Annotated in this window: 14 protein-coding genes; 9 read left to right on the plus strand and 5 right to left on the minus strand. The window is 70.2% G+C overall.

What is annotated here, in order from left to right:
* Positions 1-6 precede the first annotated feature (6 nt).
* Entirely contained in the window at positions 7-3,051 is a 3,045-nt protein-coding gene (locus WMF26_RS44470) for a glycoside hydrolase family 3 protein (protein WP_437997672.1), read from the minus strand.
* 390 nt (positions 3,052-3,441) lie between these two features.
* On the opposite strand from WMF26_RS44470, the gene WMF26_RS44475 reads away from it, so the two are divergent.
* The 5 genes from WMF26_RS44475 to WMF26_RS44495 all read left to right on the plus strand — a co-directional run bounded on the left by WMF26_RS44475 (position 3,442) and on the right by WMF26_RS44495 (position 12,001).
* Positions 3,442-4,122, plus strand: coding sequence for a methyltransferase domain-containing protein (locus tag WMF26_RS44475; protein ID WP_437334108.1), 681 nt, complete (start codon positions 3,442-3,444; stop codon positions 4,120-4,122).
* Between the two features lie 80 nt (positions 4,123-4,202).
* Complete coding sequence (locus WMF26_RS44480) at positions 4,203-6,449, plus strand: glycosyltransferase (protein WP_437997673.1); 2,247 nt, start codon at positions 4,203-4,205, stop codon at positions 6,447-6,449.
* A gap of 14 nt (positions 6,450-6,463) precedes the next feature.
* Entirely contained in the window at positions 6,464-7,879 is a 1,416-nt protein-coding gene (locus tag WMF26_RS44485) for a DUF362 domain-containing protein (protein ID WP_437997674.1), read from the plus strand.
* 200 nt (positions 7,880-8,079) lie between these two features.
* Complete coding sequence (locus WMF26_RS44490; protein ID WP_437997675.1) at positions 8,080-10,317, plus strand: DUF3160 domain-containing protein; 2,238 nt, start codon at positions 8,080-8,082, stop codon at positions 10,315-10,317.
* Positions 10,318-10,726: 409 nt separating this feature from the next.
* Positions 10,727-12,001, plus strand: coding sequence for a non-reducing end alpha-L-arabinofuranosidase family hydrolase (locus tag WMF26_RS44495; protein WP_437997676.1), 1,275 nt, complete (start codon positions 10,727-10,729; stop codon positions 11,999-12,001).
* A gap of 416 nt (positions 12,002-12,417) precedes the next feature.
* Here the strand turns inward: WMF26_RS44495 and WMF26_RS44500 are convergent, their stop codons facing one another.
* The 3 genes from WMF26_RS44500 to WMF26_RS44510 all read right to left on the minus strand — a co-directional run bounded on the left by WMF26_RS44500 (position 12,418) and on the right by WMF26_RS44510 (position 16,378).
* Positions 12,418-13,440 carry an alpha/beta hydrolase family esterase gene (locus WMF26_RS44500; protein ID WP_437997677.1) on the minus strand — a complete coding sequence of 341 codons (1,023 nt, stop codon included), beginning with the start codon at positions 13,438-13,440 and terminating at the stop codon, positions 12,418-12,420.
* A gap of 491 nt (positions 13,441-13,931) precedes the next feature.
* Complete coding sequence (locus tag WMF26_RS44505; protein WP_437997678.1) at positions 13,932-14,753, minus strand: hypothetical protein; 822 nt, start codon at positions 14,751-14,753, stop codon at positions 13,932-13,934.
* 239 nt (positions 14,754-14,992) lie between these two features.
* The gene (locus WMF26_RS44510; protein WP_437997679.1) at positions 14,993-16,378 is read right to left on the minus strand and encodes a sigma-54-dependent transcriptional regulator; all 1,386 of its coding nucleotides are present in this window, start codon (positions 16,376-16,378) and stop codon (positions 14,993-14,995) included.
* Between the two features lie 179 nt (positions 16,379-16,557).
* On the opposite strand from WMF26_RS44510, the gene WMF26_RS44515 reads away from it, so the two are divergent.
* Positions 16,558-17,451, plus strand: a complete 894-nt coding sequence (locus tag WMF26_RS44515) for a PaaI family thioesterase (protein ID WP_437997680.1) — start codon at positions 16,558-16,560, stop codon at positions 17,449-17,451.
* A 19-nt stretch (positions 17,452-17,470) separates the two neighbouring features.
* On the opposite strand, the gene WMF26_RS44520 is transcribed toward WMF26_RS44515, so the two are convergent.
* Entirely contained in the window at positions 17,471-18,679 is a 1,209-nt protein-coding gene (locus WMF26_RS44520) for a cytochrome P450 (protein ID WP_437997681.1), read from the minus strand.
* 1,298 nt (positions 18,680-19,977) lie between these two features.
* On the opposite strand from WMF26_RS44520, the gene WMF26_RS44525 reads away from it, so the two are divergent.
* The 3 genes from WMF26_RS44525 to WMF26_RS44535 all read left to right on the plus strand — a co-directional run bounded on the left by WMF26_RS44525 (position 19,978) and on the right by WMF26_RS44535 (position 24,983).
* A complete protein-coding gene (locus WMF26_RS44525) occupies positions 19,978-21,519 on the plus strand; it encodes an RICIN domain-containing protein (RefSeq protein WP_437997682.1) in 1,542 nt (513 codons plus the stop codon).
* Between the two features lie 177 nt (positions 21,520-21,696).
* Positions 21,697-23,145, plus strand: coding sequence for a non-reducing end alpha-L-arabinofuranosidase family hydrolase (locus tag WMF26_RS44530; protein WP_437997683.1), 1,449 nt, complete (start codon positions 21,697-21,699; stop codon positions 23,143-23,145).
* Between the two features lie 344 nt (positions 23,146-23,489).
* Positions 23,490-24,983: a hypothetical protein gene (locus WMF26_RS44535; RefSeq protein ID WP_437997684.1), complete on the plus strand. Its 1,494-nt coding sequence runs from the start codon at positions 23,490-23,492 to the stop codon at positions 24,981-24,983.
* Positions 24,984-25,002 lie beyond the last annotated feature (19 nt).

Genomic DNA, 25,002 nt, shown 5'->3' on the forward strand with positions numbered 1-25,002 from the left:
AGAGGCTCAGAACGTGCAGGTCGGCGTGGGGCCGGCGGTGAAGGGCTCCCAGCGGATGTCCTCGATCGCCACGTCCATCGGCGACTCCGAGTAGAGGAGGAAGGGCGTGTTGACGTTGGTGATGTCGAGCCCGCGGTCCGTCAGGCACTTCAGCGGGACGGAGACCTCGTGCCACTCCCCGTCCGCGATGGAGGTCAGCGTGTCGGCGATATTGATGTCGCCCAAGCAGGGATACACGCAGTGGGCCGACAGCGTGACCAGCGCGCCCTCGGGCGGAGCGTCGACGCGCGCCCGGAAGACGATCGAGGTCTCCGAGTTGTAGTAGGGCGACAGATCGACCCCGGGCGAGCCCGCCGAGACCTGCGCGTAGATCTGGCCCGTCGCGCTCCAGGTCACCTGCTTGGCGCTCCCCTGGATCTCGCCGTCGACCGTGCTGACGCTGACCTCGCCGCCGGGCAGGGTGGCCCCCATGCCCACGTCGATGCCGCCCCAGTTCGAGGGGCCGCCGATGCGCAGCACGTAATCGCCCTTCTCGTCGCCATCCACGAAGATCTCGAGCGGCTCGTTGGTGGTGCCGGCCGTCCCCGGGTCCGGGGCCGCGCAGCCGTGGCCCGTGGAGACCTCGGGCAGATCGTCGCCGAGCGCGTCGGCGTCGGTGGTCGCGAGGCCATAGCCATACGGGAAGAGCGGCGTCTCGCCGTCTCCCTTGTTGATGGGCGTCTGGCAGTCGGCCGAGGGCCACGAGAACGACAGCTTGCCCTGGAACTCGTGATCGCCGAAGAGCACGTCGGCGACGCCGCCGCCCTCGCTGCCCGGCAGCCAGGCCGCCACGAACGCGTCCGACCGGTTGATCTCCTTGTTGGTGTGGAGCGGGCGGCCCGACACGAACACCGTGACGATGGGCACGCTCGGCGCCTGGGCGCGGATGGTGTCGATGACGGCGAGGTCCTCGGGGTAGAGCTTGGCGTGCTCGAGCGTCTCGAACTTGCCGATGTCGCCCTGGCCCTCGGCGTAGGGCGTCTCGCCGATGACCACGATCGCGGCGTCGAAGGTGTCGGCCGCGGCGGTGCCGTCGGGGCTCAGGGTCGCGGTGCCGCTCATCCCGGCGCCCGTGATCGTCTCGTTGATGCCGGCGTAGATGGACTGCGCGTTCGGGAAATCGGCGTTGGTGTTGCCGGTGCCCTGCCAGGTCAGCGTCCAGCCGCCGGACTGGTTCTGGATGTTGTCCGCGGTCTTGCCGGCCACGAGGACGTTCATCGCCTTGCTGAGCGGCAGGACGCTGCCCTTGTTCTTGAGCAGGACGAGCGACTTGCGCACGGCCTCGCGCGCCACGGCCCGGTGCTCCGGCGCGGCGAGGAGCGTGGCGTCGCCGGCGACCGGCCGGGCCGAGGGGGCGCCCTTGCTCGCCCTGGGGCCGAGGAGGCCGGCCCGCATCTTCACGCGCAAAATCCGGGTCACCGCGTCGTCGACGCGGGCCATCGGGATCTCGCCGCTCTGCACCTGGGCGATGGTGTTCTCGATGAACGCCCTCCAGTCGTTGGGCACCATGATCATGTCCACCCCGGCGTTGATCGCCGCGGCGCACTGCGCGTTGCTACAGCCCGGGAGCTGGCCGTGCCCGTTCCAGTCGCCGACGACGAAGCCGGTGAAGCCGAGCTGGCCCTTGAGGATGTCGGTGAGCAGGTACCGATTGCCGTGCATCTTGTCGCCGTTCCAGCTGCTGAACGACGCCATCACGGTCTGCGCGCCCGCCTCCAGCGCGGAGAAGTAGCCCTGGGCGTGGATGTCGCGCAGCGCCTCCTCGGAGCAGACGGTGTTGCCCTGGTCCTTGCCCTGCTCGGTCCCGCCGTCGCCCATGAAGTGCTTGGCGGTCGCGATCACGTGCCTGTCGCTGAACAGATCCGCGCCGTCGGCCGGCCGGCCCTGCAGGCCCCGGATCATCCGGCCCGCGTAGCTCTTCACGATCTCCGGATCCTCGGAGTAGCCCTCGTAGGAGCGGCCCCACCGGTCGTCCCGCACCACGGCGAGCGTGGGGGCGAAGGCCCAATCGAGCCCGGTGACGGCGACCTCGGCGGCGGTGATGGCGCCGATCTCCTCGATGAGATCGGGATCGTTCATGGCGCCGAGCCCGATGTTCTGCGGGAACAGCGTCGCGCCGATCACGTTGTTGTGGCCGTGCACCGCGTCCACGCCCCAGATGACGGGGATGCCGAGGTGCTCGCCGGGTGCGCCGCTCGTGTCGGTGGAGGCCTCGTAATAGGCGTCCGCGAGGGCGACCCAGTCGGCCACGGTCGCGTGCTTGGAGCGGCCCGGCCAGGAGCCGCCGCCGTTCAGCACCGAACCGATGTGGTACTCGCGGACCTGCTCCGGCGTGATCGCCAGGATCTCGGGCTGGACCATCTGGCCGACCTTCTGCGCCGCGCTCATCTGCGCGAGCAGCTCGGCGACGGCGTCCTCGATCTCGGGGTCGAGCGGGATCTCGCTCGTCGCCGTCGGCCATTCGACCGACGCGGCCTCGCCGCCCGCGCCGCCGCCACCGCCGGTGCCGGTGGTCGTGCCCGCGCCGGAGCCACCCGCCCCGCCGCCGCCTCCTGTCGTGGCGCCGCCGCCGGAGCCGCCCGCCCCGCCGCCGCCTCCTGTCGTGGCGCCGCCGCCGGAGCCGCCTGCCCCGCCGCCGCCTCCTGTCGTGGCGCCGCCGCCGGAGCCGCCCGCCCCGCCGCCGCCTCCTGTCGTGGCGCCGCCGCCGGAGCCGCCCGCCCCGCCGCCGCCTCCGGTCGTGGCGCCGCCGCCGGAGCCGCCCGCCCCGCCGCCGCCTCCGGTCGTGGCGTCGCCACCGGAGCCGCCCGCCCCGCCGCCGCCGGTCCCGGTCGTGGCGCCGCCGCCGGAGCCGCCCGCCCCGTCGCCGCCGGTCCCGGTCGTGGCGCCGCCGCCGGTCCCGCCCGACCCTGTCGGGTCAGCCGGGGGATCTGTGGAGTCGTCCCCGCAGGCGGGAACAGGGATGGTCAGGGCTGCGAGCAGCAGCCATTGGGTAACTCGGTTCCAATGCTTCATGCGATCGCCGGAGCATCGACCCAGCGCCGTGGGGCGTCAAGCGGCGGGGACCGCTCACGACGGAGCTCGACGGGTCCAAGGTGCGCGCTGCGGTACGGATGGAGGGCTGGGACGATGAAGGGCGTCAGCGGCTCGTGAGCGCAGCGCCCGCCCCTGCTTTGCCCTGGAGCGGCGCAGCGCGCCGAGGAGCGGCTAGGTCGCCCACCGGATGAAGTACCCGACAAGGCTTCTGCGGACCTCGGGCGACTCGACGTGATCGTCGACGACGCCGGCGACGCCCTGCTCGGCGCTGCGCGCCGGCTCGATCGACCGTCGCGGCCGCGCTCCCGGCTCAGCCCGGCCGCGCGCGGCCCGGGTGAGGCTCCGCCGCCCCCGTGCTATGGGGCCGCCATGCCGAACGCCGCCGGCGACATCGACGTGGAGGCGCTCAACGACCGCCTCGCCCGGGAGCACCCGATCGACGACTATTACGACCGCGCCCCGCTGCCGATCCGGCTCATCGAGCGCGAGCGGCTCGCCATCATCCGCGACATGCTCGGCGACTGCGCGGGCCTCGACCTCGCCGAGGTCGGCTCCGGCGGCGGCCACGTGCTGCGCATGTTCCCGCGGGCGCGCATCACGGCGATCGACGTCTCCGACGTCTTCCTCGACACCGCCCGCAAGAACCTCGCGGGCTACGACGCCCGCTTCCTCAAGGGCGAGGTCGACAAGCTCGACCTCCCCGCCGCGAGCTTCGACCGCATCATCTGCACCGAGGTCCTGGAGCACACGGTCGACCCCGCCGCCGTCCTCGCGGCCATCGCGCGCCTCCTGCGCCCCGCCGGCGTCGCCGCGATCACGGTCCCGAACGACCCGCTCATCGCGCGGCTGAAGGGCGTCGTCCGCCGCACGCCCGTCGGCTACCTCCTGCGCGACCGCATCCAGTGGGGCGGCGACGTCTACCACCTGCACCAGTGGACGCCGGACGAGTTCGGCCGCCTCCTCGAGCGCCACTTCCGCGTGACCGAGCGCCGCGCGGCGCCCCACGGCGCCCTGCCGATCCGCGCCTGCTTCCGCTGCGTCCCCCGGTGACCTCCGCCGTGCACCCGGACCGCCCCGAGCGCCCGTCGCCCCGCCGCGGCCCCCCTTCCAGGCAAGATAGGCGAACCACCATGTCCGAACCCCAGTCCGAGCCTGCTCCGGAGATCCCGATCGAGCTCTCCGTCATCGTGCCGTGTCTGAACGAAGAGCTGAACATCCCCGAGCTCACCGAGCGCGTCCTCGGCGTCTTTTGCGAGGGCGCCCTCGCGGGGGAGCTCATCCTCGTCGACGACGGCTCGACCGACGGCACCGCCACGACGATCCGCGCGCTCATGGCCGCGCACCCCGGGCTCGTCGTGGGGTGCTTCCACCCGCAGAACCGCGGCATCAGCGCGGCCTGGCGCACCGGCGCGGCCGCCGCGCGCGGCAAGCTCGTCGCCATCATCGACGCCGATCTCCAGTACCAGCCCGAGGACCTGCTGCGGCTCCGGCGCGAGCTCTACGAGCACAGCGTCGATGTCGTCCAGGGCTGGAGGAGCGCCGTCGGCCGGCGCAAGGACCGCCGTTACCACCTGAGCCGCGGGTTCAACACCCTGCTGAACACCACCTTCGGGATGTCGCTCCAGGACAACAAGAGCGGCTTCGTGATGTGCGCGCGCGAGGTGTTCCAGGACCTCTTGACGTACAAGGGCAGCTATTTCTACTGGCAGTCGTTCATCCTCGTCGCCGCCCACGCCAAGGGTTACTCGTACAAGGAGGTCGAGACGCTCTTCGAGCAGCGCCGGCAGGGCGTCTCCTTCCTCGACAAGGGGGCGGCCGGCGCCGTGGTGAAGTCGTTCTACGACCTCGGCAAGGCGATGTGGGAGTACCGCGTGGGCCGGCCCCCGGCGGACGTGGCCACGCAGTACCTCCGCCGCCACCCGGTGATCGACCGCTCGCCGGAGCGCGACCCGCTCACCACGGCGAAGTGGCGCGCGTACCTCGCCGCGTTCAACCACACCCACTGGATGATCACGCGCGACGTCGAGCACTACTACGAGACGCTGCGCAAGACGCAGTGGCTCACGCCGGCGCAGACCCGCGAGCTCCAGGACGAGAAGCTGCGGCGGCTGCTCCGCCACTGCTACCGCAACGTGCCCTATTACCGCGCCCGCATGCAGGAGCTCAAGCTGCGGCCCGAGGACATCCGCGGCCAGGAGGACCTCCACAAGCTGCCGTTCCTCACCAAGGCGGATATCCGGCGCCACCTCTACTTCGACATCATGTCGGAGAACCACGACAAGTCGCAGGTCCTCAAGATCACGACGAGCGGCTCCACGGGCGAGCCGTTCGTCTGCTACGCCGACCGGGCGCAGCTCGAGTTCCGCTGGGCGGCGACGCTCCGGGCGCAGGAGTGGACGGGCTACCGCTTCGGCGACCCGACGTTGCGGCTGTGGCACCAGACCATCGGGATGACCCGGTGGCAGGCGGCGCGCGAGCGCGCGGACGCCATCCTGTCGAACCGGACGTTCATCCCCATCTTCGAGCTGTCCGACGACAACCTGGGCAAGATGATCGCGCGCATCGCCGAGGTGCAGCCGGTGCTCATGGACGGCTACGCCGAGGCGCTCGATTTCCTGGCGCACTACGCGAAGGGCACCGGCAAGGTCACGGCCCGGCCGCGCGCGATCATGTCGAGCGCGCAGACGCTGCCGCTGCCGAGCCGCCGGCTCATCGAGGAGGCGTTCGGCTGCAAGGTCTTCGACAAGTACGGCAGCCGCGAGTTCTCGGGCATCGCCTACGAGTGCGACGCGCACGAGGGCCACCACGTCGTGGCCGAGGGGTACATCGTCGAGATCCTCCGCGACGGGCGCCCGGCCGAGCCCGGGGAGATCGGAGAGGTGGTGATCACCGACCTCAACAACTTCTGCATGCCCTTCGTCCGCTACCGCATCGGCGATCTCGCCGAGGCGATGGATCCGGCCGTGCCGTGCCCTTGCGGCCGCGGGGCGCCGCGCGTGGGCCGCATCGAGGGGCGGGTCCAGTCGATCATCCGGGGGACGGACGGGCGTTACCTCCCCGGCACGTTCTTCGCGCACTACCTCAAGGAGTTCGATTACGCGATCAAGCGCTTTCAGGTGGTGCAGGAGGAGCGCGACGCCATCACGTTCCGCGTGGTCAAGGGCGGGCGGTTCTCGCAGCAGGTGCTGGACGAGGTGCTCGCCACGTTCCGCCGCTTCCTCGGCGAGCGGATGCGCATCCAGGTCGAGTTCGCGGACGACATCGCGCTCGTCCGCACGGGCAAGCACCTCGCGAGCGTCTCGCGCCTGAACGTCGATTTCCAGCGCGCCGCGCCGGCGGAGATCCTGTCGCCCGGCCCGAACGGCGCCGGCGGTTGAGAGGGGAGATCCGGATGGCAAAGGCGACGGGCCGCGTGGTGACGGTATCGAGGCCGGGCCTCGGCTACGCCGATCGCGCGCCTTATGGCCCGCCGGGCCCGGTCTACGAGGCCGTCGAGGCGCTCTTCCGGGGGCTCGGCCTCGACGCGGCGCGCGCCGGCACGCCCGCGTGGAACCCGCTCGGCGACCTGATCGCGCCGGGCGACCGGGTCATCATCAAGCCGAACCTCGTCTCGTCGAAGAACCTGCACCAGAAGATCACGGGCGAGCGGCTCGCCGCCTCGAGCACGCACGGCTCGCTCCTCCGGCCGGTGCTCGACTATGCGCTCCGCGCCGCCGGCCCGCGCGGGCGGGTGCGCGTCGTCGACTCGCCGGTCGAGGGCTGCGAGGTCGAGAAGGTCGCCGGCCCTCTCGGCATCTTCGACGTCATCGATCACCTGAGGTCCCAGGGCCACGACGTCGATTTCATCGACCTGCGTTATTTCCGGGTCGCGCCCGTGTTCGCGCTCGACGACGTGCGCCGCTTCGGCCGCTCGTGGAACCTCGGGCTGCTCCTCCGCCGCCCGCTGCCCGGCGATCCCCGGGGCTACCGCGTGGTCGATCTCGGCCGGGACAGCTTCTTCGCCGGCGCGGGCGCCCCGCGCCCCGGCGCGCTCCGCTTCCACCGCAGCCATTACGCGACGCCGGTGCCGCACCACACCGGAGAGCGGCACGAGTACAGCATTCCGCAGACGCTCCTCGACGCGGATGTCGTCATCAACCTGCCCAAGCTGAAGACGCACAAGAAGACCGGCGTCACGCTCTCGCTGAAGAGCGTGATCGGGTTGACCAACGAGAAATACTGGCTCCCCCACTTCAGCGAGGGGGATCCGTCGGTGGGCGGCGACGAGTTCGATCGTCCCCAGGGCCTCGGCGAGGCGGTGGAGAACAAGCTGAGCCGGTTCCCGCTCCCGGGCGATCACTCGCTCGTCGCGCGCGCGCCGCGGCTCGGGGCGCCGCCGAAGATCATCGACGGGAGCTGGGAGGGGAACAACACGCTCTGGCGGACCATCCTGGATCTCAACCGCATCCTGTTCTTCGCCGACCGCGGCGGCGCGCTGCGCGGCGAGCCGCAGCGGCGGTATCTGACGATCGTGGACGGCATCGTCGCGGGCGAGGGCGAGGGGCCGCTCGGCGCGACGCCGGTGCGCGCGGGGCTCTTGATCGGCGGGTTTGACCCGAGCGTCGTCGACGCGATCGCGTCGCAGGTGATGGGCTTCGATCCGGCGCGGATACCGCTCGTGCGCGCGTCGCTGGGCGGGGTGTTGCTCCCGGGCGGCCGCCTCGACGAGGTCGAGCACATCGTCGATGGGCCCGCGCCGACCCACCGGTTCAAGCCGCCCCGGAGCTGGCCGTCGCTGCTCGCGCGCGTGGCCGGCGCGGCGGCGTGATCCAGAGTCCCGCGCGTTCGGCCAAAGCACCGCACTCCCCGGCTCGGCATCCTCGGCGCGAAGTCGACGCTTCGTAAGGCCGTTCTCTCCGGAACGGGTGTCGCCACGCATGGCACGCCCGTTGCCGTTCGCGAGTCACGGCTCTCCCCCATCGGGTGGCACATTTTGACCGGGAGAGCGGGAGGCATGACATGAATGGCATGATGCGAAGGACGATGACCTGGCTCGGGCGCGGGACCAGAATGACCCTGCCGCTCCTGGCGCTGCTCTGCGCCAGCTCGTGTGGCCCCGTCGGCTCCGATCCCAGCGCGATCGCCGATGTGCCAAGCCAGATCGACCCTGGCACGGAGATCACGGTCTCCACGCCGGCCGGCGTCGACCCGCTGCTCCAGGAGCTCGATGAGGCACGGCTGGCGACCGCGGACGAGCTGCGAGCGCGCCACGCCGTCGAGTTCGCGCCGAACCTCGGTTACGACCCGCTCGCCGCGGCGAACCTCGACCCGATCCTGAAAGCCTTCTTCGCGGCGCCCGACGCTACGAAAGAGCGCCTGTCGCAGATGGGCTTCGCCATCGACGCGGACTACCGATTCTCGTCCTTCGCCCTCGGCTATTCCAGTATTTACATGGCAGATTTGCCGGTGTTCATCAGCAGCGACATGGTGCTGGAAGCCATCTACCGCTCGCACGACAAGATCCTCCAGCAGCTGGAGAAGAAGGCGCTGCGGCCTCGGCTCAAGCGCTTGCTGACCGAGGTTCGCGGCTCGCTGATCGACGCGGCCGACAGGCTGGAGCCGGAGGTCGCGTCCGATCTGAACTTCTACCTGGGCGTGGCCGTGTCGCTCTTGAACGGCAGCAAGGTCGACTCCCGCGAGCCGTCAGGGGTGCAGAGCTTCGTCGACGCCGCCACGCGCGCCGCGGGGATCCAGGAGCGCGTGCTGTTCGGCGTGAAGCGAAACATCGACTTCTCCCAGTTCAAGCCGCGCGGACACTACGACGGCGATCCGGAGCTCGAGAGCTACTTCCGCAGCATGATGTGGCTCGGCCGCATCGACTTTCGTCTGCTCGAAACGCAGGAGGACGGCAAGCAGATCTTGCGGCGCAGGCAGGTCGAGAGCGTCATCGCGCTGCGCCGGCTCCTCGACGAGAGCACGTTCGCGCAATACGAGTCGCTCGACGCGACCATCAGCGCGTTCGTGGGCGAGCACGACTACATGACGCTGCCGGAGGTGGACGAGCTGCTCACCGCGCTCGACGCCCCCGGCGGGATCGCCGCCGTCGACGACGCGACCCTCGCGGGCGCGCTCGTCGACGGTCAGTTCGGCGAGCAGCGGATCGCCAGCCACGTGATGAGGCGACAGGCCGGCGGCGCGAGCACCTTCCCCTTGAACCTGAGCTTCGCGCTGTTCGGTCAGCGCTACACGGTCGACAGCCACGTCTTCTCGAACCTCGTCTACGACCGCCTGCCCACGCGCGTCGTGCCCAACTCGCTCGACGTGGCGTTCGCCGCGCTGGGCAACGACCAGGCGCTCGGCCTGCTCGGCGACGAGCTCGACGTCGAGGCCGGCTATCCCGGCGAGCTCTCCGCGCTGCGCCTCTTGGTCGACGAGCACCCCGAGCAGTACTGGGAAGGCAGCCTGTACACGAGCTGGCTCGGCGCGCTCCGCACTCTGTCGCCCGCGGCGGGCGCCCCGCCTTCGGACCTGCCCGCGGTGGCCCGCAGCGAGGCCTGGGGCCGCCGGCTGCTCAACACCCAGCTCAGCTCGTGGGCGCAGCTCCGCCACAACAACGTGCTTTACGTGAAGCAGTCGTATACGTCGAACGCATCGTGCGAGTATCCCGACGCCTACGTCGACCCCTACCCCGAGTTCTTCGAGGCCGTGATCCGCTTCGCCGAGCGCGCGCAGGAGCTCACCGCCACGCTCGAGCTCGATCCGACCTTCGGCGGCCAGATCGAGGCCTACTTCGCGCGCGTCGCGCGCATCAGCCTCACGCTCGCCGAGATGGCGCGCGCCCAGCGCAGCGGCCAGCCGCACAGCGCGGAGCACCTCGCGTTCATCAACCGGGCCGTCACGGCCAACGTGAACTGCGACGGGACCGTCCTCGGGCACTCCGGCTGGTACAGCGAGCTCCACTTCGACCCGCTGCAGGCCGTCGAGATGGATCCCGCCATCACCGACGTGCACACGGACATCGGCGGCGACTTGCCGGTCCCTCGCCAGCCCAGCGTGCTTCACGTGGGCACCGGCGTGCCGCGCCTGATGGTGGTGACCGTCGACTCCTGCCAGGGTCCCCGCGCGTACGCGGGCGTCGTCTCCGCCTACCACGAAGTCCTCGAACAGGGCCTCGTGCGCCTCACCGATGAGGAATGGAAGACGAAGGTCCAACGCGACAACGCTCCGCCGGTCGCGCCCTGGCTCGCTCCGCTGCTGAGCGAGTGAGCGCGGGGACCCCGCTCGACGACGTCACCGCTGGGTCGAGCGCGCTCGCCTCCGGGAAGCCCAGCTCGCATATTTCCAGCAGCACCGTCCCGCGCCGCAACGCGCTCGGAGCTGCGGTGTAGCCTGCCGCAGCGGCACCGCGGGGCTCAGACCAGCCTGCCAGGGCGGCGGACGCCGTTCTCCCTCGTGGGGCGGCTCACGCGAGCATCGCTGCCGGCCGCCGCCGCGCGCCCGTTTCTGATTGACGCCGGCCATGTTAACGCTCACAATCAGGACTCCGGGGATCCTTCGGCTTTGCCCTGGATGGGCCGTCGTGTGCACCGGGCCCTTCTTCCTCATCCGCTTCAACCTCGACGATCGGGCTCTGAGGAGCTCGCTGGCCCTGTCGGGCATCCCTCTGGAGACTAGCATGACCACTCACCTCGATCTGCCCCGCCAACTCCCTACTCTCCACCGCTTCACCCTTGGTCTCTCCGCCCTCGGCTGCGTGCTCGCGGCGCTCGCCGGTTGCGGCAGCGATCCGGACGACGGGCAGGAGCCCGCCGATGGGACGAGCGGCTCGGCGAGCACGACGACGAGCGCCGGCGTCACGACGGGATCGGGCGGAGGGGGCACCGGCGGGTCGGCTGCCACGGGGACCGGGGGAGGCGTCACGAGCACGAGCAGCAGCAGCACGTCGGCTTCGGGGACCGGCGGCTCCGTCGGGGAAGGGGGTGGCGGCGGCGAAGGCGGCAGCCCGCCGGTGACCTGCGACCTGCCCACCACGTTCAAGTGGAAGTCGAGCCAGCCGGTGATCAGCCCCAAGGCGCCTGGTGGCCGCACCTGGGCCTCGGTCAAGGACCCGACCATCGTGTTCTTCGACAACAAGTACCACGTCTTTGCCACCGTGTTCGAGACCGCTCCGAGCAACAACTGGCAGTCGATCTACACGAGCTTCACGGACTTCCCTCAGGCGAACGCCGCTGAGCAGCACTTCATGGGGGGCTGGCCCACCGGCAGCACGGTCGCGCCCCAGGTCTTCTATTTCAGGCCGCACAACAAGTGGTACCTCATCTACCAGTGGAACGGCAGGTACTCGACCAACGACGACATCAACAACATGAACGGCTGGAGCCGCCCCCAGTCGCTGCTCAAGGGCGAGCCGGGCGCCATGGGGAACGTCCTCGGCGCGCTGGACTTCTGGACCATCTGCGACGACGCCAACTGCCATCTCTTCTTCTCGCGGGACGACGGCAAGCTCTACCGCTCCAAGGTCAGCATCGAGAACTTCCCGAAGTTCGAGGGGTATGAGGTCGTCATGACGGCCCCCACCTCGGGGCTCTTGTTCGAGGCCAGCAACGTCTACAAGGTCGACGGGTCGAACAAGTACCTGCTCCTGGTGGAGGCGTTCGACAACAGCCCTCGCTTCTTCAGGTCGTGGACCTCCGAGAGCCTCGATGGGCCCTGGGTCGCCCTGGCCGACACCAAGGCGAAGCCCTTCGCGGGCCCCGCGAACGTGACGTACGACGGCGCGGACTGGAGCGACGACATCAGCCACGGCGAGCTGGTCCGCTCCGGGCACGACGAGCGCATGACCATCAACCCGTGCGACCTGCGGTTCCTCTACCAGGGGAGGGATCCGAACGTCGGGGGGGAGTACGGGCGCTTGCCCTACAAGCTCGGGCTGCTCACGCTCGAGAAGTAGCTCCGGTCCGCCCGAGGCGGCTCCCCGCTGGAGCCTCCCCATCGAGCCCGTGGCGACGCAACGTCGCCGCGGGCTCGCGTGCTTCTAGAGCGGCTGTCACCCGCTTCGGATACGGGCCCATCTCGACGTTTTCGGTGCTCAGCGCGCCGGAGTGCGCTTCCGCGCCGAAAACGCCGAGCTGGACCCGTCTCCTGTGCGGGTGACCGCCGCTCTGCGACGCATGTATCGGAGACGGGCGAAAGCCGCTCTCTGCCAAGACGCCAAGATCTTGTTCTCTCCTTGGCGGTCTTGGCGTCCTTGGAGGTTCACGTCTCGGTCGATCGACGTGATCGGCGCTCCGGCGTCGCTCGAGGGCGAGCGGCGGACGCCGTGACGGAGGTGATAGCGGGCGACGAGCGAGCGGGCTCGGGGCTTCCTTACGGCATGCCCGTGAAGAAGTCGTACATCGCCTGGATGGCGAAGCACGGCACGCCGTGGCTCGTATTGCTGTACGCGGGGTCGTCGTGCGAGCACCAGATCGTCGGCGCCGAACAGCCGCTGTAGGAGATGCAGCCGGGGTTCACCGCCTTGCCGCTGCTCTGGCAGCCCATGACCTCGGAATAGGGCGTCGAGCTCATCTGGCACATGTTGGCGGTACGGAACCTGGCGACCGTGCTCGCCCCGTCCCCCCCGCGGACGGTGTCGTTCTGGCCCTGGATGTACATCACGGGCATGGACACCTGCAGCGCGCCGTAGTCGGAGGCCGCGACGGGCGCGACCGCCTTGAAATTGAGGTGCTCGGCGTCGGACCTGTGCGCCAGGATCTGCACGATCATCTGGGCACCGGAGCTGTGGCCGGTGGCGAACACACGGTCCATGTCGATGCAGTAGTTGTCCATGAGGTCGTCGTAGATGCGAAGGACCTTGGCGATGTCGTTGTTGTAGTTCCAGCACCCCCCCGCGTCCGACGACCTCCCCACGGCGCGCACGTACTCGGTCTCGAAGGCGGACCCCCGCGTGAGGTTGATGAACTGGTCGATCGGGTTGCCGCAGGCGTGGAAGCCCATCAAGAGCGGGAGAGGGGTGCTGCCGTCGTAGCTGTCCGGGAACGTGTAGATGTGATCGTTGTCGACCTTCACGGTTCCGTTCGCGGGCCTCCCCGACTTGCCGCAGCCTGGGCTCGGCTTGCCCGCGGTCGGTTCGGCGCCCCCGGCGCCCATGCCGCCGCCCCCCGCCGACGACTCGCCCCCGGTCGACCCGCTGCTGGCGGAGCCGCCACCAGCGCTCGTGACCCCTGTCGAGGTGGTCTCCGCGCTGGTCGTGGAAGCGCCGGCCCCGCCGGTGCCGCCCGCGGCCTGCCCGGCGCCGCCCCCTCCCGTACCGGGAGAGCCTGTCTCGGACGAGCATGCGAGGAGCATCAAGGCGACGGGGAGAGAGGAACGAGCACCCAGTTTCAGCATGGTCTGGACCCCATCGTGATCGCGCGAATCGCCTCTCGGCACTCTCCCCGTGGCGATCCCGCGATGAGCTCAGGCGATTGACAGCACCCACCGGCATCACGCTCGACGGTGCGACCAGCGTCCGCGGTCGCCCGAGCGCGTGCCGATGAAATCTTCCAGGAAGAAAGGCAGAGAGTGCGATACGGACCGACTCCCGTGGGAAGGGTCGGTGCGCATGGCCGCCTGTCCATGACAAAGCGGAAGAATACCCAGACGCCAATGTGAGCGTTCACATTGTCGGCGTCAATCAAAAAAAGGACCGCGCGCGGCGGTCCTCGATCCACCGCTCGTGCGGGAGTTGCTGGGCGGGGTGTTTTTTCGGCGGCCGGCTCGACGAGGTCGAACACGTCACGACGGGCTCGCGCCCATCGGCCGGTAGACGCCTCTCCGGAGCACGCCGTCGCCGCTGCCGGGGGCATGCTCAAAATTGAACATGAAGGCGGGAAGGCGGTTCAGTTGGGAACGAACGCGCAGCAGCCGAGGATGCAGACGTAGCCGTCGGCGCAGCCGTCGCTGCATGGATCCGAGCACACCGGGCCTTCCGGCCCGGACCCGCCATCGCCGCCGCTCGGGTCGCCGCCGCTGCCGCCTTCGCCGCTCTCGCCACCGTCGCTGCCGCCCTCGCCGCCGTGCGAGCAGCCGCCGCCCTCGCCGCCGTCGCTGCTTCCCGTGCCGGTGCTGCCCGAGCCGTCGCCGGGGTCGCCGCCGCAGCCGCAGTCGTCGCCGCCGCCCGTGCTGCCGGAGCCGCTGCCAGGGCCGCCGTCGCAGTGACCCGGGCCGATGCCCCCCTCGTTGAAGTCCGCGAGCGAGCCCGAGAGCGAGACGGCCTCGTCGGCCGCGCCCCCGCGCTTCACGCCGTACGGGAGCCGGCCGTCGGCGTCCTTGTTGGCGGCCATCCACGCCTCGGCGTCCGCGAGCGCGCCGTCGAGGGCCGCGTCGCTCGCGCCGCTCCCCACGTTGAGCAGCGCGGCGATGAGCTGGTGGCCCAGGATGAGGCTGGCGTCGCCCTTCGGCGGCGTCCGGAAGAGCTCGAGCAGCTCCTCCTGCGAGTACGTCGCGCCGCCGATGGTGAGCGACGACACCGGCCAGCTCTCCTCGTGGTTCTTCCAGTAGCCCTGGGTGAGCGTACAGCCGTCGCCCTCGGACGTCGGCGGGCTCACGACCACGTTGCCGTTCCCCTCGCCGAGCCGATCCGCGTCGCTGTTCGCGCACGCGGCGAGGGCGGAACCGACCAGCGACAGGCACCCCACAAGCACCATCCTGCTAAGCATCATGACTCCTCCTGAAGTTGCTCGTCTGCAGCGCTCGCCCCCGTGAGGAGCGAGCCACCGACATCGCGCGTGCAGAGCGGCCGACGTCGCACCGATCGGCGACAGGTCACGGCGAGCCGCGCTCTCGGTCCTTCAGTGCCGGCCCGCGCCCGGCGCGGCTCATGTTTTTTCGGTCGCCTGCAGATCCGATGTCGGTTTTATCGGAGCAAACTTTTCCTTCATCACTGCATGAGCGATCGAGGTCACTTCAGCCCGTGGCGATCCATCTTGTTGAGCAGCCCCTGGCGCGACAGCCCGAGCCGCGCCGCCGCCTGGCTCTTGTTCCCCTGGGTCGCCCGCAGCGCGGCGGCGATCTCCCGCCGCTCCAGCGCCGCGATCTTCTCTTCCAGCGTCGCCCCCTCGGCCGGCTCGTCGCCTGGAGACGCCGCGGGCGCGCCCCCTCGCCGCGCCGGCGAGAGGTCCTCCTCGAGGATCTCTCCCCTGCCCCCGGCCATCACGAGCGCGCGCTGCATCTCGTGCCGGAGCTCGCGCAGGTTGCCGGGCCAGTCGCAGGCCTCGAGCCGCCGCATCGCGCCGGGCGAGATCGCGGTCGCGGGCGAGCGCGGCACGAGCGCGCGCGACAGGTTCAGGAAGTGCTGCGCGAGCAGCGGCAGGTCGCCCACGCGGTCCGCCAGGCGCGGCAAGCCGATCTCGATCCCGCGCACGCGCCAGTAGAGGTCGTCGCGGAACGTCTTGTTCGCGACCATCGACTCCAGCGACCTGTGGGTGGCCGACACGATCCGCACGTCCACCGTCAGCGGGCGCGCCGCGCCGACGGGCAGGATCTCGCCCGTCTCGAGCACCCGCAAGAGCTTCACCTGCAGCGCAGGATCCATGTCGCCGATCTCGTCGAGGAAGAGCGTCCCCCCGTCGACCTCGACGAACAGGCCAGGAGCGTCCTTGATCGCGCTCGTGAAGGCGCCTTTCTTGTGGCCGAACAGCGTCGACTCCAGGAGGGTCGGCGCGAGCGCGCCGCAGTTGACCGCGATGAACGGCTTGTCCTTCCGCCGGCTCCTCGCGTGCAGGTAGCGCGCGAACACCTCCTTGCCCGTCCCGGACTCGCCCGTGATGAGCACCGGCACCTCGGTCGGCGCCGCGCGCTCGCAGAGCGTCTTCGCCTCGAGGAAGGGCGGCGACTGCCCGAGCAGCGCCGAGGCGTCGCCCTCGCGGGCCGTGAGCGAGCGCTCGAGCTCCGTCACGCGGTCCTCCAGCGCGAGGCGCGCCGCCGCGCGCGCGACCACGGCGAGCAGCACGTCCGGATCGACGGGCTTGGCCAGGAAGTCGTACGCGCCGCGCTCGACGAGGCGCAAGGCGAGCGGCGTCTCGCCCGCGCCGGAGACCACGATCACCTTGGCCGCGGGCCGCTCGGCGAGGATCTTGTCGGCGAGCGCGGCGCCTTCCTCGGGGCGGCCCGACGGCGGCAGCATCAGGTCGAGCACGACGAGGCGCGCGCTCGTGCGGCGGAGCTCCGCGAGCGCCTTCGGGGCGGCCCCGGCCTCCGCGACCGTGTACCCCTCCTGCGCGAGCAGCTCGCGGTAGGCGTCGCGGAACCCCGGATCGTCGTCGATGAGCAGGACAGTCTCGGTCACGGGTGACCGTACCGCGTCGCCCAGGCGCGGATCCAGGCCTGTCGGGGGGCGCGGCGCGCGGCGCTCTCCCCCGCTCCACCGAGCAGCGCTGTCCGCGACGGCGCGCGGCGGAGCGGTGGAGGGCGCCGCGCAAGGCGCGCGAGGCTGGACGACTCCGGCCGATCCCTGGAGACTACGGCATGACCGACACCATCAGGACGCGGTTCGAGGACGGCTCCTACCCGGCCGACCTCGGGGTGAACATCGAGGCCGCCGACGACGCGCAATCGCGCCTCGTCCTGCCCTTCGACGAGCGGAATACCATGTTCGGGCTGGTCCACGGCGGCGCGCTCGCGTCGCTCGTGCCGATCGCCGCGCACGCCATCGCGCGCGAGCCCGCCCGCGCGGTCGCGCCGCCGCTCCGCACCGTCTCGATGCACGTGGGCTACGTGCGCGCGGCGCGCAAGGCGGTGACGGTCGAGACGCGCGCCGTGCGCCGCGTGTGCGAGCTGGGCTTCTTCGAGGCGCTGATCAGGGACGCCGACGGAAATGCGGTCGCGCACGCCTCGTCGACCGTGAGCGAGGCCGGGAGCGCACCGGCGGACGCCCCTCCCCTCGCCGAGCCCCCGGACGGAGGGCCCGCCTTCGTCGCGCCCGCCGACGGGGCGGCGAGCGGCGTCGCTGGGGCGATCCGCGCGGCGATGGCCGGCAGCCCCTTCCTGTCGCGAAGGCAGCTGCGCCTCCTGGGCATGCGCCGCGGGGCGATCGAGATGGCGATGGCCCCCGCAGCGGCGAACCTCGACGGCGGCGGCGCCATGCACGAAGGGGCCGTCCTGACGCTCATCGACGCCGCAGGCGCCACCTGCCCATGGACGGCCGTCCCGCCGTCGCCGGGGGCTTCGGGCGCCACCATCGCCCTGAGCGCGCAGTTCCTCGGGGCGTTGCCCGGAGACGAGCTCGTCGCGCGCGCCGTCGTGCGCGCGCGCGACGCGCGGATCTGCTGGACCGACGTCACCGTCGCCGGCAGCGCCTCCGGGCTCGTGCACGCCTTCGGGACGGTCGTGTACCGCTTCAGCGAGAAGAACGGGTCATGAGCGGCCGTCGCGCCGCGCGCTACCCGGCAGGGCGCGCGCAGCGGACGGGCATCGATTTCACGCCGCTCACCCAGTTCGAGCGGAGCCGCACGACCGGCCCGGCGAGCTCGAGATCAGGGAGCCTTCGCAGGAGCTCCTCGAAGGCGACCCGCGCCTCCAGGCGCGCGAGCGCGAGGCCGAGGCACACGTGGGGGCCGACGCCGAAGGAGAGGTGCTCGTTGGGCGTCCGGCCGACATCGAACGTGTGGGGATCCCGGAAGACCTCCTCGTCGCGGTTGGCCGAGACGTACCACAGGACCACCTTGTCCCCGGCCGCGATCCGCTGCCCGCGAAGCTCGGTGTCCCGCACCGCCGAGCGCCGGAAATAATAGACCGGCGGCGAGAAGCGCAGCATCTCCTCGATGGCGGTCGGGAGGAGCGACCGGTCGTCGAGCAGGCGCCGGCGCTGGTCGGGGTGCTCGATCAGGGCGAGCATCCCGTTCGTGATGAGGTTCTTCGTGGTGTCGTGGCCGGCCGTCAGCAGCAGGTTGAAGAAGCCGCCGAACTCCGTGTAAGAGAGCTTCTCGCCGTCCACCTCGGCGGCCATGAGCAGGCTCAGCATGTCGTCCTTGGGCGACCTCCGCCGCTCCTCCGCGAGCCCGTGGGCGTAGGCGTTCATGTTGCGGAGCACGGTGTTCAGCTCCTCGGGCGTGATGCGATAATCGGGGTCGCTGGCCCCGAAGAACCGCATCGTCCAGTCGAGCATCTGCTCCTGGTCCTCGCGGGGGACGCCGAGCATCTCGAGGATCACGGTCAGGGGCAGCCTGCCCGCGATGTCGCTGGCGAAGTCGCACCCGCCGCGCGCGCAGGCCTCGTCGATGAGCCGCGTCACGAGCTCTCGCACGTGCGCCTCGAGGCGCTGGATGACACGGGGCGTGAACCCCTTGCTGACCAGCGCCCGGAAGCGGCCGTGCCTGGGCGGGTCCATCATGATCATGACATCGGGGTTGTCGCGCATGTCCCCCGGCGCGAAATCCTCGATGAAGAGGCCGCGCCCCGAGCAGAACGCGGCCGGGTCGCGCGAGATGCGGGCGACGTCGTCGTGCCGCGTGATCGCCCAGAACCCCCGGCCCGCCGGCTCGGGGTGCCAGTAGACGGGCGCCTCCCGGCGGAGGATCTCGAAGCGGTCGTGCGGCGCGCCCGCGACGTAAAGGTCCGGATCGAGGATGTCGACGGTCTCAGGGGTCATCTGGGCAGAGCCTCCTCGGAGGCTTTGCAGGATATCAGAGGGCCTGCGGCCGTGTCCGTGCGCTGCAGGCGCGGGCTGCCGTGGCGCAGGATGTGTGTTCCGCGGCCACCACCTTGCCTTCGCGCTGGTGGATCACCTCCGCGAGAGCTACGCGCGCGCCATTCCGCAGGCGCGACGCCGTGGAAGGGCGGATCGGAATTGACATTCGAGTTGTTAGCGCTCACAATCGTCGCATTCTTCGGCTTTGCCCTGCGTGGGGGTTGTCTCATGCGCACCGCTCTCTTCGTCGCCGGGATCGACCCCGGCTCCGTTCGTTCGATCGCCGCGGGCGCGCGCGATGGCGCGCTGGCGGGGGCGGCGGGCGCGCCCTACCCGCGCTGGGCGCAAGGTCGTTCCGCGATCCGCACGCGCACCGGCTCCGCCGGAAGCCGCTCGACGGAACGCGGGGCCTCGGCCTGCGCGCCGCCCAGCCCGATCGCGCCTCGGAGCGATCGAGGGTTGTCGCCCCATGCCGGTCGGTCAGTCGGCCATCACCCTCTCGCGAGGGTGATTACGATGAAACCCGAGATTTTCACGCTCTTACGATCCGCCATACCATAGCTTTCCTCGGCCGCTGACGGGCGCTGACGACCCCGGGGAGCCATCGGTGCGCGATGCCCAGGGCAGCGCGCACCGGCCGAGACGTGACGCGGCAGAGGGAGCGCAGGTCCCCACGACGGGGGCGCTGTGCAGCGCTCGCCCGCCCTCGCTGCTTCGATCGGCTCGAGTCGCTTCACGCCAGGAGGAGCCTTGTGCGGCCCTGGTGGCGCGCGGCCCCTCCTTGATCTCACTCCAGCTCTTCGAGCGCGCTCTCCTGCCGAGCGCGGCCGGCGCGGCCCGCGGATCACGGGCGATCTTCGGCGCTCTTCGCGCGCCTGGCGCGCCTTTCGATCGCGCCCGTAGGTGCCTCGACCCATGTCGGGGCCAAACCACCATCGTGACTTCGCATCTGTGCATATCGCACCTTGATGAGGCTCATGCCCGCTTGCGATGCACAATCGACTTGACGAACATGCCAGTCCGGAGCAAGAAACACCCTCGACGCGCTGCCTGACGCGCATCGAATGAACTTATCCGCTCCGCGCGCATCTCGTTCGAGATTCACCCGCAGCGGCAATGGCCAGCGCAGCGGCAATGCCCAGCGCGGCGGCCCCTCGGGGGCCTTCAGCGCGCGGAGAGCGATCCCGACCCACGCGAGGGCAGCGTCGAGCGGTGGGAAGATTCTAGTTTCACTTACTTAACAGGAAGAGGAGAATACGATGAGATTTGGAACGATGCAGGCCTTGCTTGCGGCGGCGACGGGTATCCTCGCCGTGTCGTGCGTCATCGACCCCGAGGAGGCGTACGACGCCGAGACCGAGGAGGGGGGGTCGCTCGACGGCGCCATCACGATCGATACGGGCGCGGTCTACACGATCTCCGGCGTGCAGAGCGGAAAGTGCGTCGAGGTGGCAGGAGGCAGCACCGCTGACGGAGCGGCCTTGCAGATCGCCAGCTGCAACGGCTCGACGCGGCAACAGTTCCGCGTGGAGTCGGCAGACGGCGGCTACTACCGCATCCGTAACGTGGCCAGCAACCGTTGCCTGGACGTCGCGGGCGCCTCCACCAGCGACGGCGCCCGCGTCCAGCAATACTCCTGCTGGAACGGACAAAACCAGCAGTGGTCGTTCACGGACGTCAACGGCGGCGTGCGTCTCACGGCGCGCCACAGCGGCAAGTCCCTGGACGTCGCCGGCAGCGCGGACGGCGCAGGCCTCCAGCAGTGGGGCTGGGCGAACGGCAACAACCAGAAGTTCTCGCTCCGGACCGGCGGCGGGGGTACCTCGAGCAGCAGCTCCAGCAGCTCCAGCAGCTCCAGCAGCTCGGGCGCCGGCGGCTCCGGCGGCTCCGGCGGCTCCGGCGGCGCGGGCGGCGGTGGCGGCGGTGGCGGCGGCGCCACCGGGGCGAAGTTCGTGGGCAACATCACGACCAACGGTGCCGTGCGCGACGGCTTCTCGAGGTACTGGAACCAGATCACGCCCGAGAACGAGGGCAAGTGGGACTCCGTCGAGCGGACGCGCGGGAACAAGAACTGGGCAGCGCTCGACCGGATCTACAACTACGCGAAGGCGAACAACGTCATCTTCAAGCAGCACGTGTTCGTGTGGGGGGCCCAGCAGCCGAGCTGGATGGCGAGCCTCTCCGGGTCGGAGCAGCAGGCGGCCCTGAAGGACTGGATGCGGTCGTTCTGCGCGCGCTACCCGGACACGAAGTACATCGACGTCGTCAACGAGCCGCCGCCCCACACGACGCCTTCCTACATCAACGGCATCGGCGGCGCAGGCGCCAGCGGCTGGGACTGGATCGTCAACTCCTTCAAGTGGGCGCGTGAGTACTGCCCGAACGCGGTCCTGATCCTCAACGACTACAACAACATCGAGTACCAGGGAGATCACGACAACTTCATGCGGATCGCGCGGGCGGTGATCAACGCGGGCGCCCCCGTCGACGCCCTCGGCGCGCAGGCCCACGACGCTTACAAGATCAACACGAACACCGTGAAGGGGTACATCGACAAGCTCGCCTCGCTCGGCAAGCCCGTGTACATCACCGAGTACGACATCGGCATCGCGGACGACAACCGGCAGAAGCAGGTGATGGAGGAGCAGTTCAAGATGTTCTGGAACCACCCCGCCGTCCCCGGCATCACCCTCTGGGGTTACATCGTCGGCGCCACCTGGAGGGACAACACCGGCCTCCAGCATTCGAACGGCACCATGCGGCCGGCCATGAGCTGGCTCATGAACTTCCTCGGCCGCTGACGGCCCGGAGGGAACGGCCGCTGCACCCGCAGCGCGTCGAGACATCGAGCTGACGACGCGGCAGAGGGCGCAGAGCGCATCGACGACCGATGCCTCTGCGCCCTCTTTGCCCGTCATCGCAGCGTCGAGCCGCGAGCTGATCGCGTAGCACTTGTTCAGCAGGACGAGGAGAACGATATGGGATTCGTATCCAGACACGCCTTGCTCGCCGCCGCGACCGGCGCCATCGCCGTGTCGTGTGTCGTCGGCCCGGAGGAGATCGAGAGCGATAGCGAGGAGGCCGGCTCGCTCGAGGGCGCCGCCGCCATCGCCAACCCGACCTGGTATGTGGACGCGCCGATCTTGTACAAAGCCAAGGCGGAGCCCTACGACCACTACGCCGTCAAAGATCCGACCATCGTGTATTCGGGCGGCAAATATCACATGTTCTACACCGGCGCCAACGCCAGCGGCGGATGGCAGATGCTGTATTCGTCCGCGACGACGATGGAGGGCTTCCGGACCGCTCCGCACATCTACTTGAGCAAGATCGGCGAGAGCTATTTCTGCGCGCCGCAGGTGTTCTACTTCGAGCCGCACAACCTGTGGTACCTGGTCTACCAGGATGGGAAACACGGCGCGGCCTATGCCACGACCTCGAACATCGCCGACCCGAGCTCGTGGTCCGGCCCGAAATCCCTGGGCGCCTCCGGCAACATGGGCTGGGATTACTACGTGATCTGCGACGATGCCAGCTGCTACCTGTACAACACCCCTGACGACGGCTCGCGCAGGCTCTACGTGCGCAAGACGGCGCGGGGGAGCTTCCCGGGCGGCTGGGGATCACCTTCGGTGGCCATCACCGATACGTTCGAAGGCGCGCACGTCTACAAGTCGCTCGCGGACAGCCAGTACTACCTCATCGTCGAAGACCTCAAGGACAACCGGTATTACGAGCTGTGGACGTCGGCCAGCGCCGGAGGGCCGTGGCGGCAGATCGCCGAGAAATGGGCCTGGCGCGGCAATCTCGTGTACAACGCAGATCGGTGGACCACGAGCGTCTCCCACGGCGAGCTCATCCGCGCTGGCGTCAACCAGAAGCTCGAGATCAACGACATCAACCGCGTCGACTTCCTCATCCAGGGGAACCTCAACCTGTCGGGTCCCCCTTACCAGCAGCTCCCCTGGGATCTCGGCGTCATCCGCAACTACACAGCCGGCTCGACCACGACGCCGGTCGGCACCATCCGCCAGCTCCAGTCCTACAACTTCCAGAGCCGGTACCTGCGCCACCAGGGCTTCCGCGCCCGGATCGATGAGGCGGTGTCGCCGATCCAGGACGCGCAGTTCCGCGTGGTGCCCGGGCTCGCCAACTCGAGCGCCGTCTCGTTCGAGTCGGTGAACTTCCCCGGCCGCTTCCTCCGGCATCGCGGCGGCGAGGTCTGGCTGGACACGAACGACGGGTCGTCCGGCTTCCGGGGCGACGCCACCTGGCATCGCCGCCCCGGCCTGGCGAACAGCGGCTGGTCGTCCTTCGAGTCCTACAGCGCTCCCGGGCAGTACATGCGGCACTCCGGCTTTCTGATGATCGTCGGCACGGTGTCCGGCAGCGCCCAGCAGGCCGACGCCACGTTCCGCGAGCAATGAGGCGCCGGCGACCCGCAGGCCGTGGAGGGAGCATGGTCCCTTCGCGCCCTCGAGGCGGGAGCCACGACCGCCCAGCTCACGATGACCGCGGCGTGACCCTCGAGGTCCTGGGCTGACGCCGCGCGCCCGGCCACGACGCGCGACGGGCCATCTTACACTCCAACACACCCCCACACGCAGGGACCGTCGCAAGGACGCCATGATCACGTGGTTCGCACGACTTTACATGCAGATATTCCTTATTTAGAACAGGCGCCCACGCCCGGCGCTCCAGCCAGGGCGTTCGTGCCGCGGGCTCCAGCGGGCATGGAGCCGCGCCACGCGAGAAAGGTGCCTCCTCATTCATGCAAAGAACATCGATCCTGTGCGCATTGGCCAGCCTCGCGATCGGGGCTTGCACCCTCGACACCGGGACCTCGGTATCCGGGGATGACGGTCCTCTCGGCGAGGCGGCGCAGTCGCTCGTCACCGATTGCGATTACTTGAATCCGACGCTCTGGCCGCCGCTCCCGCTGCCCGTCGACTTCGACCGCGAGCTGCTCATCCGCGATGTCGCCGTCGTCGACGACGTCTGCCGCACCACCTGGTCTGGCTCCTGTCCCTCCGGCGGCACGCCGGCCGCGTGGACCTTCGGCATGCTCATGCGCCAGATGGCCGGCGCGACGCCCGTCCACGAGTTCGTGGCCGAGTGGCTGCACGCGTGGGAGGTGCCGAACGTCGTCAACGGCTTCCCCGTGCCGGCGCGGCCGGGCATCCGGCCCACGCTCATCGACCCGTGGCTCATCGCCAGCGGCTGCGCCCCGGGGTCGCCCATCGTCGGCCCGGGCGCCTGTCCGCTCGACATCACGCAGGCGCCCTTCCGCCTGCTCGCGATCCTCAACCGCGCCGATCTGCAGGACCCCTCCCCGCTCTACGGCGGCCCTCCGAGCGCCGGCGAGGTGCGCTTCGTCTTCGGCATCGTCGATCTGCCGAGCGGCGGCCCGCTCCCGGCCACGGTCATCCTCGAGTACAGCCTCCCGTCGCAGCGCGGCGGGGCTCCGGCGACGACCTTCGACTGGGCAAACGCCTTTCACAAGCTGAGCGACCCGTCCCTCGGGCCGATCGGCTCGCCCGCGTACCTCGCTCTCCTCGAGTCGCTGCTCACCGACATCACCTCGCCGGGGGCAGAGCCCGGCGCGATCAACTTCGGCAGCTCCATCGCCCAGGTGCGCACCAACGAGATCATCTTCGGGCCGGACTGGAAGCTCCGCGAGAGCACGCTCCAGCAGGTCGGCCTCGGGCCGAACGCCGCGCTGCTCCGGCCGGACACGACCAAGCAGACGCCGGACGACAGCCTGAACGCGTCGGGCGCGCTCGACGGCTACCTCGACGCCAACGCGCTCTGGACCGGCTCGCCCAACCTGATCGACTTCACCCAGACGCCGGTCCCGGCCCCGATGCTCGGCGGCGAATCGACCTCGCCCCCGCCCCCGCCCGCGCCGGGGCCGTTCTGGGATCACACGGCGACGACGCCGCTCCAGGCCATCGAGCGCCACCATTTCGCGCTCGCCACCTGCAACGGTTGCCACAGCCCGACCGAGCTGGCGACACCGTTCACGCACATCGACCCGCGCCCGCCGGGCGCGCAGTCCGGCCTCTCGCCGTTCCTTTCGTCACCGCCCATCCCCGCCGGCGGGGCCGTCGGCCTGCCCGCCCCGGGCACCGAGCTCACCGTGCCGGATCCCGCGGGCACGGGCGCCATGTTCTCGTACCACGAGCCGTGGCGCCGGGTCTGCGAGACGACGCGGATCCTCAACGGCGTGACCGCGCCGTTCACGCGGGCCAACGGCGCGCACTGACCTGATCGCTGACCAGCGC

It is taken from the genome of Sorangium sp. So ce185, from assembly GCF_051526825.1.
GTDB lineage: Bacteria > Myxococcota_A > Polyangia > Polyangiales > Polyangiaceae > Sorangium > Sorangium cellulosum_D.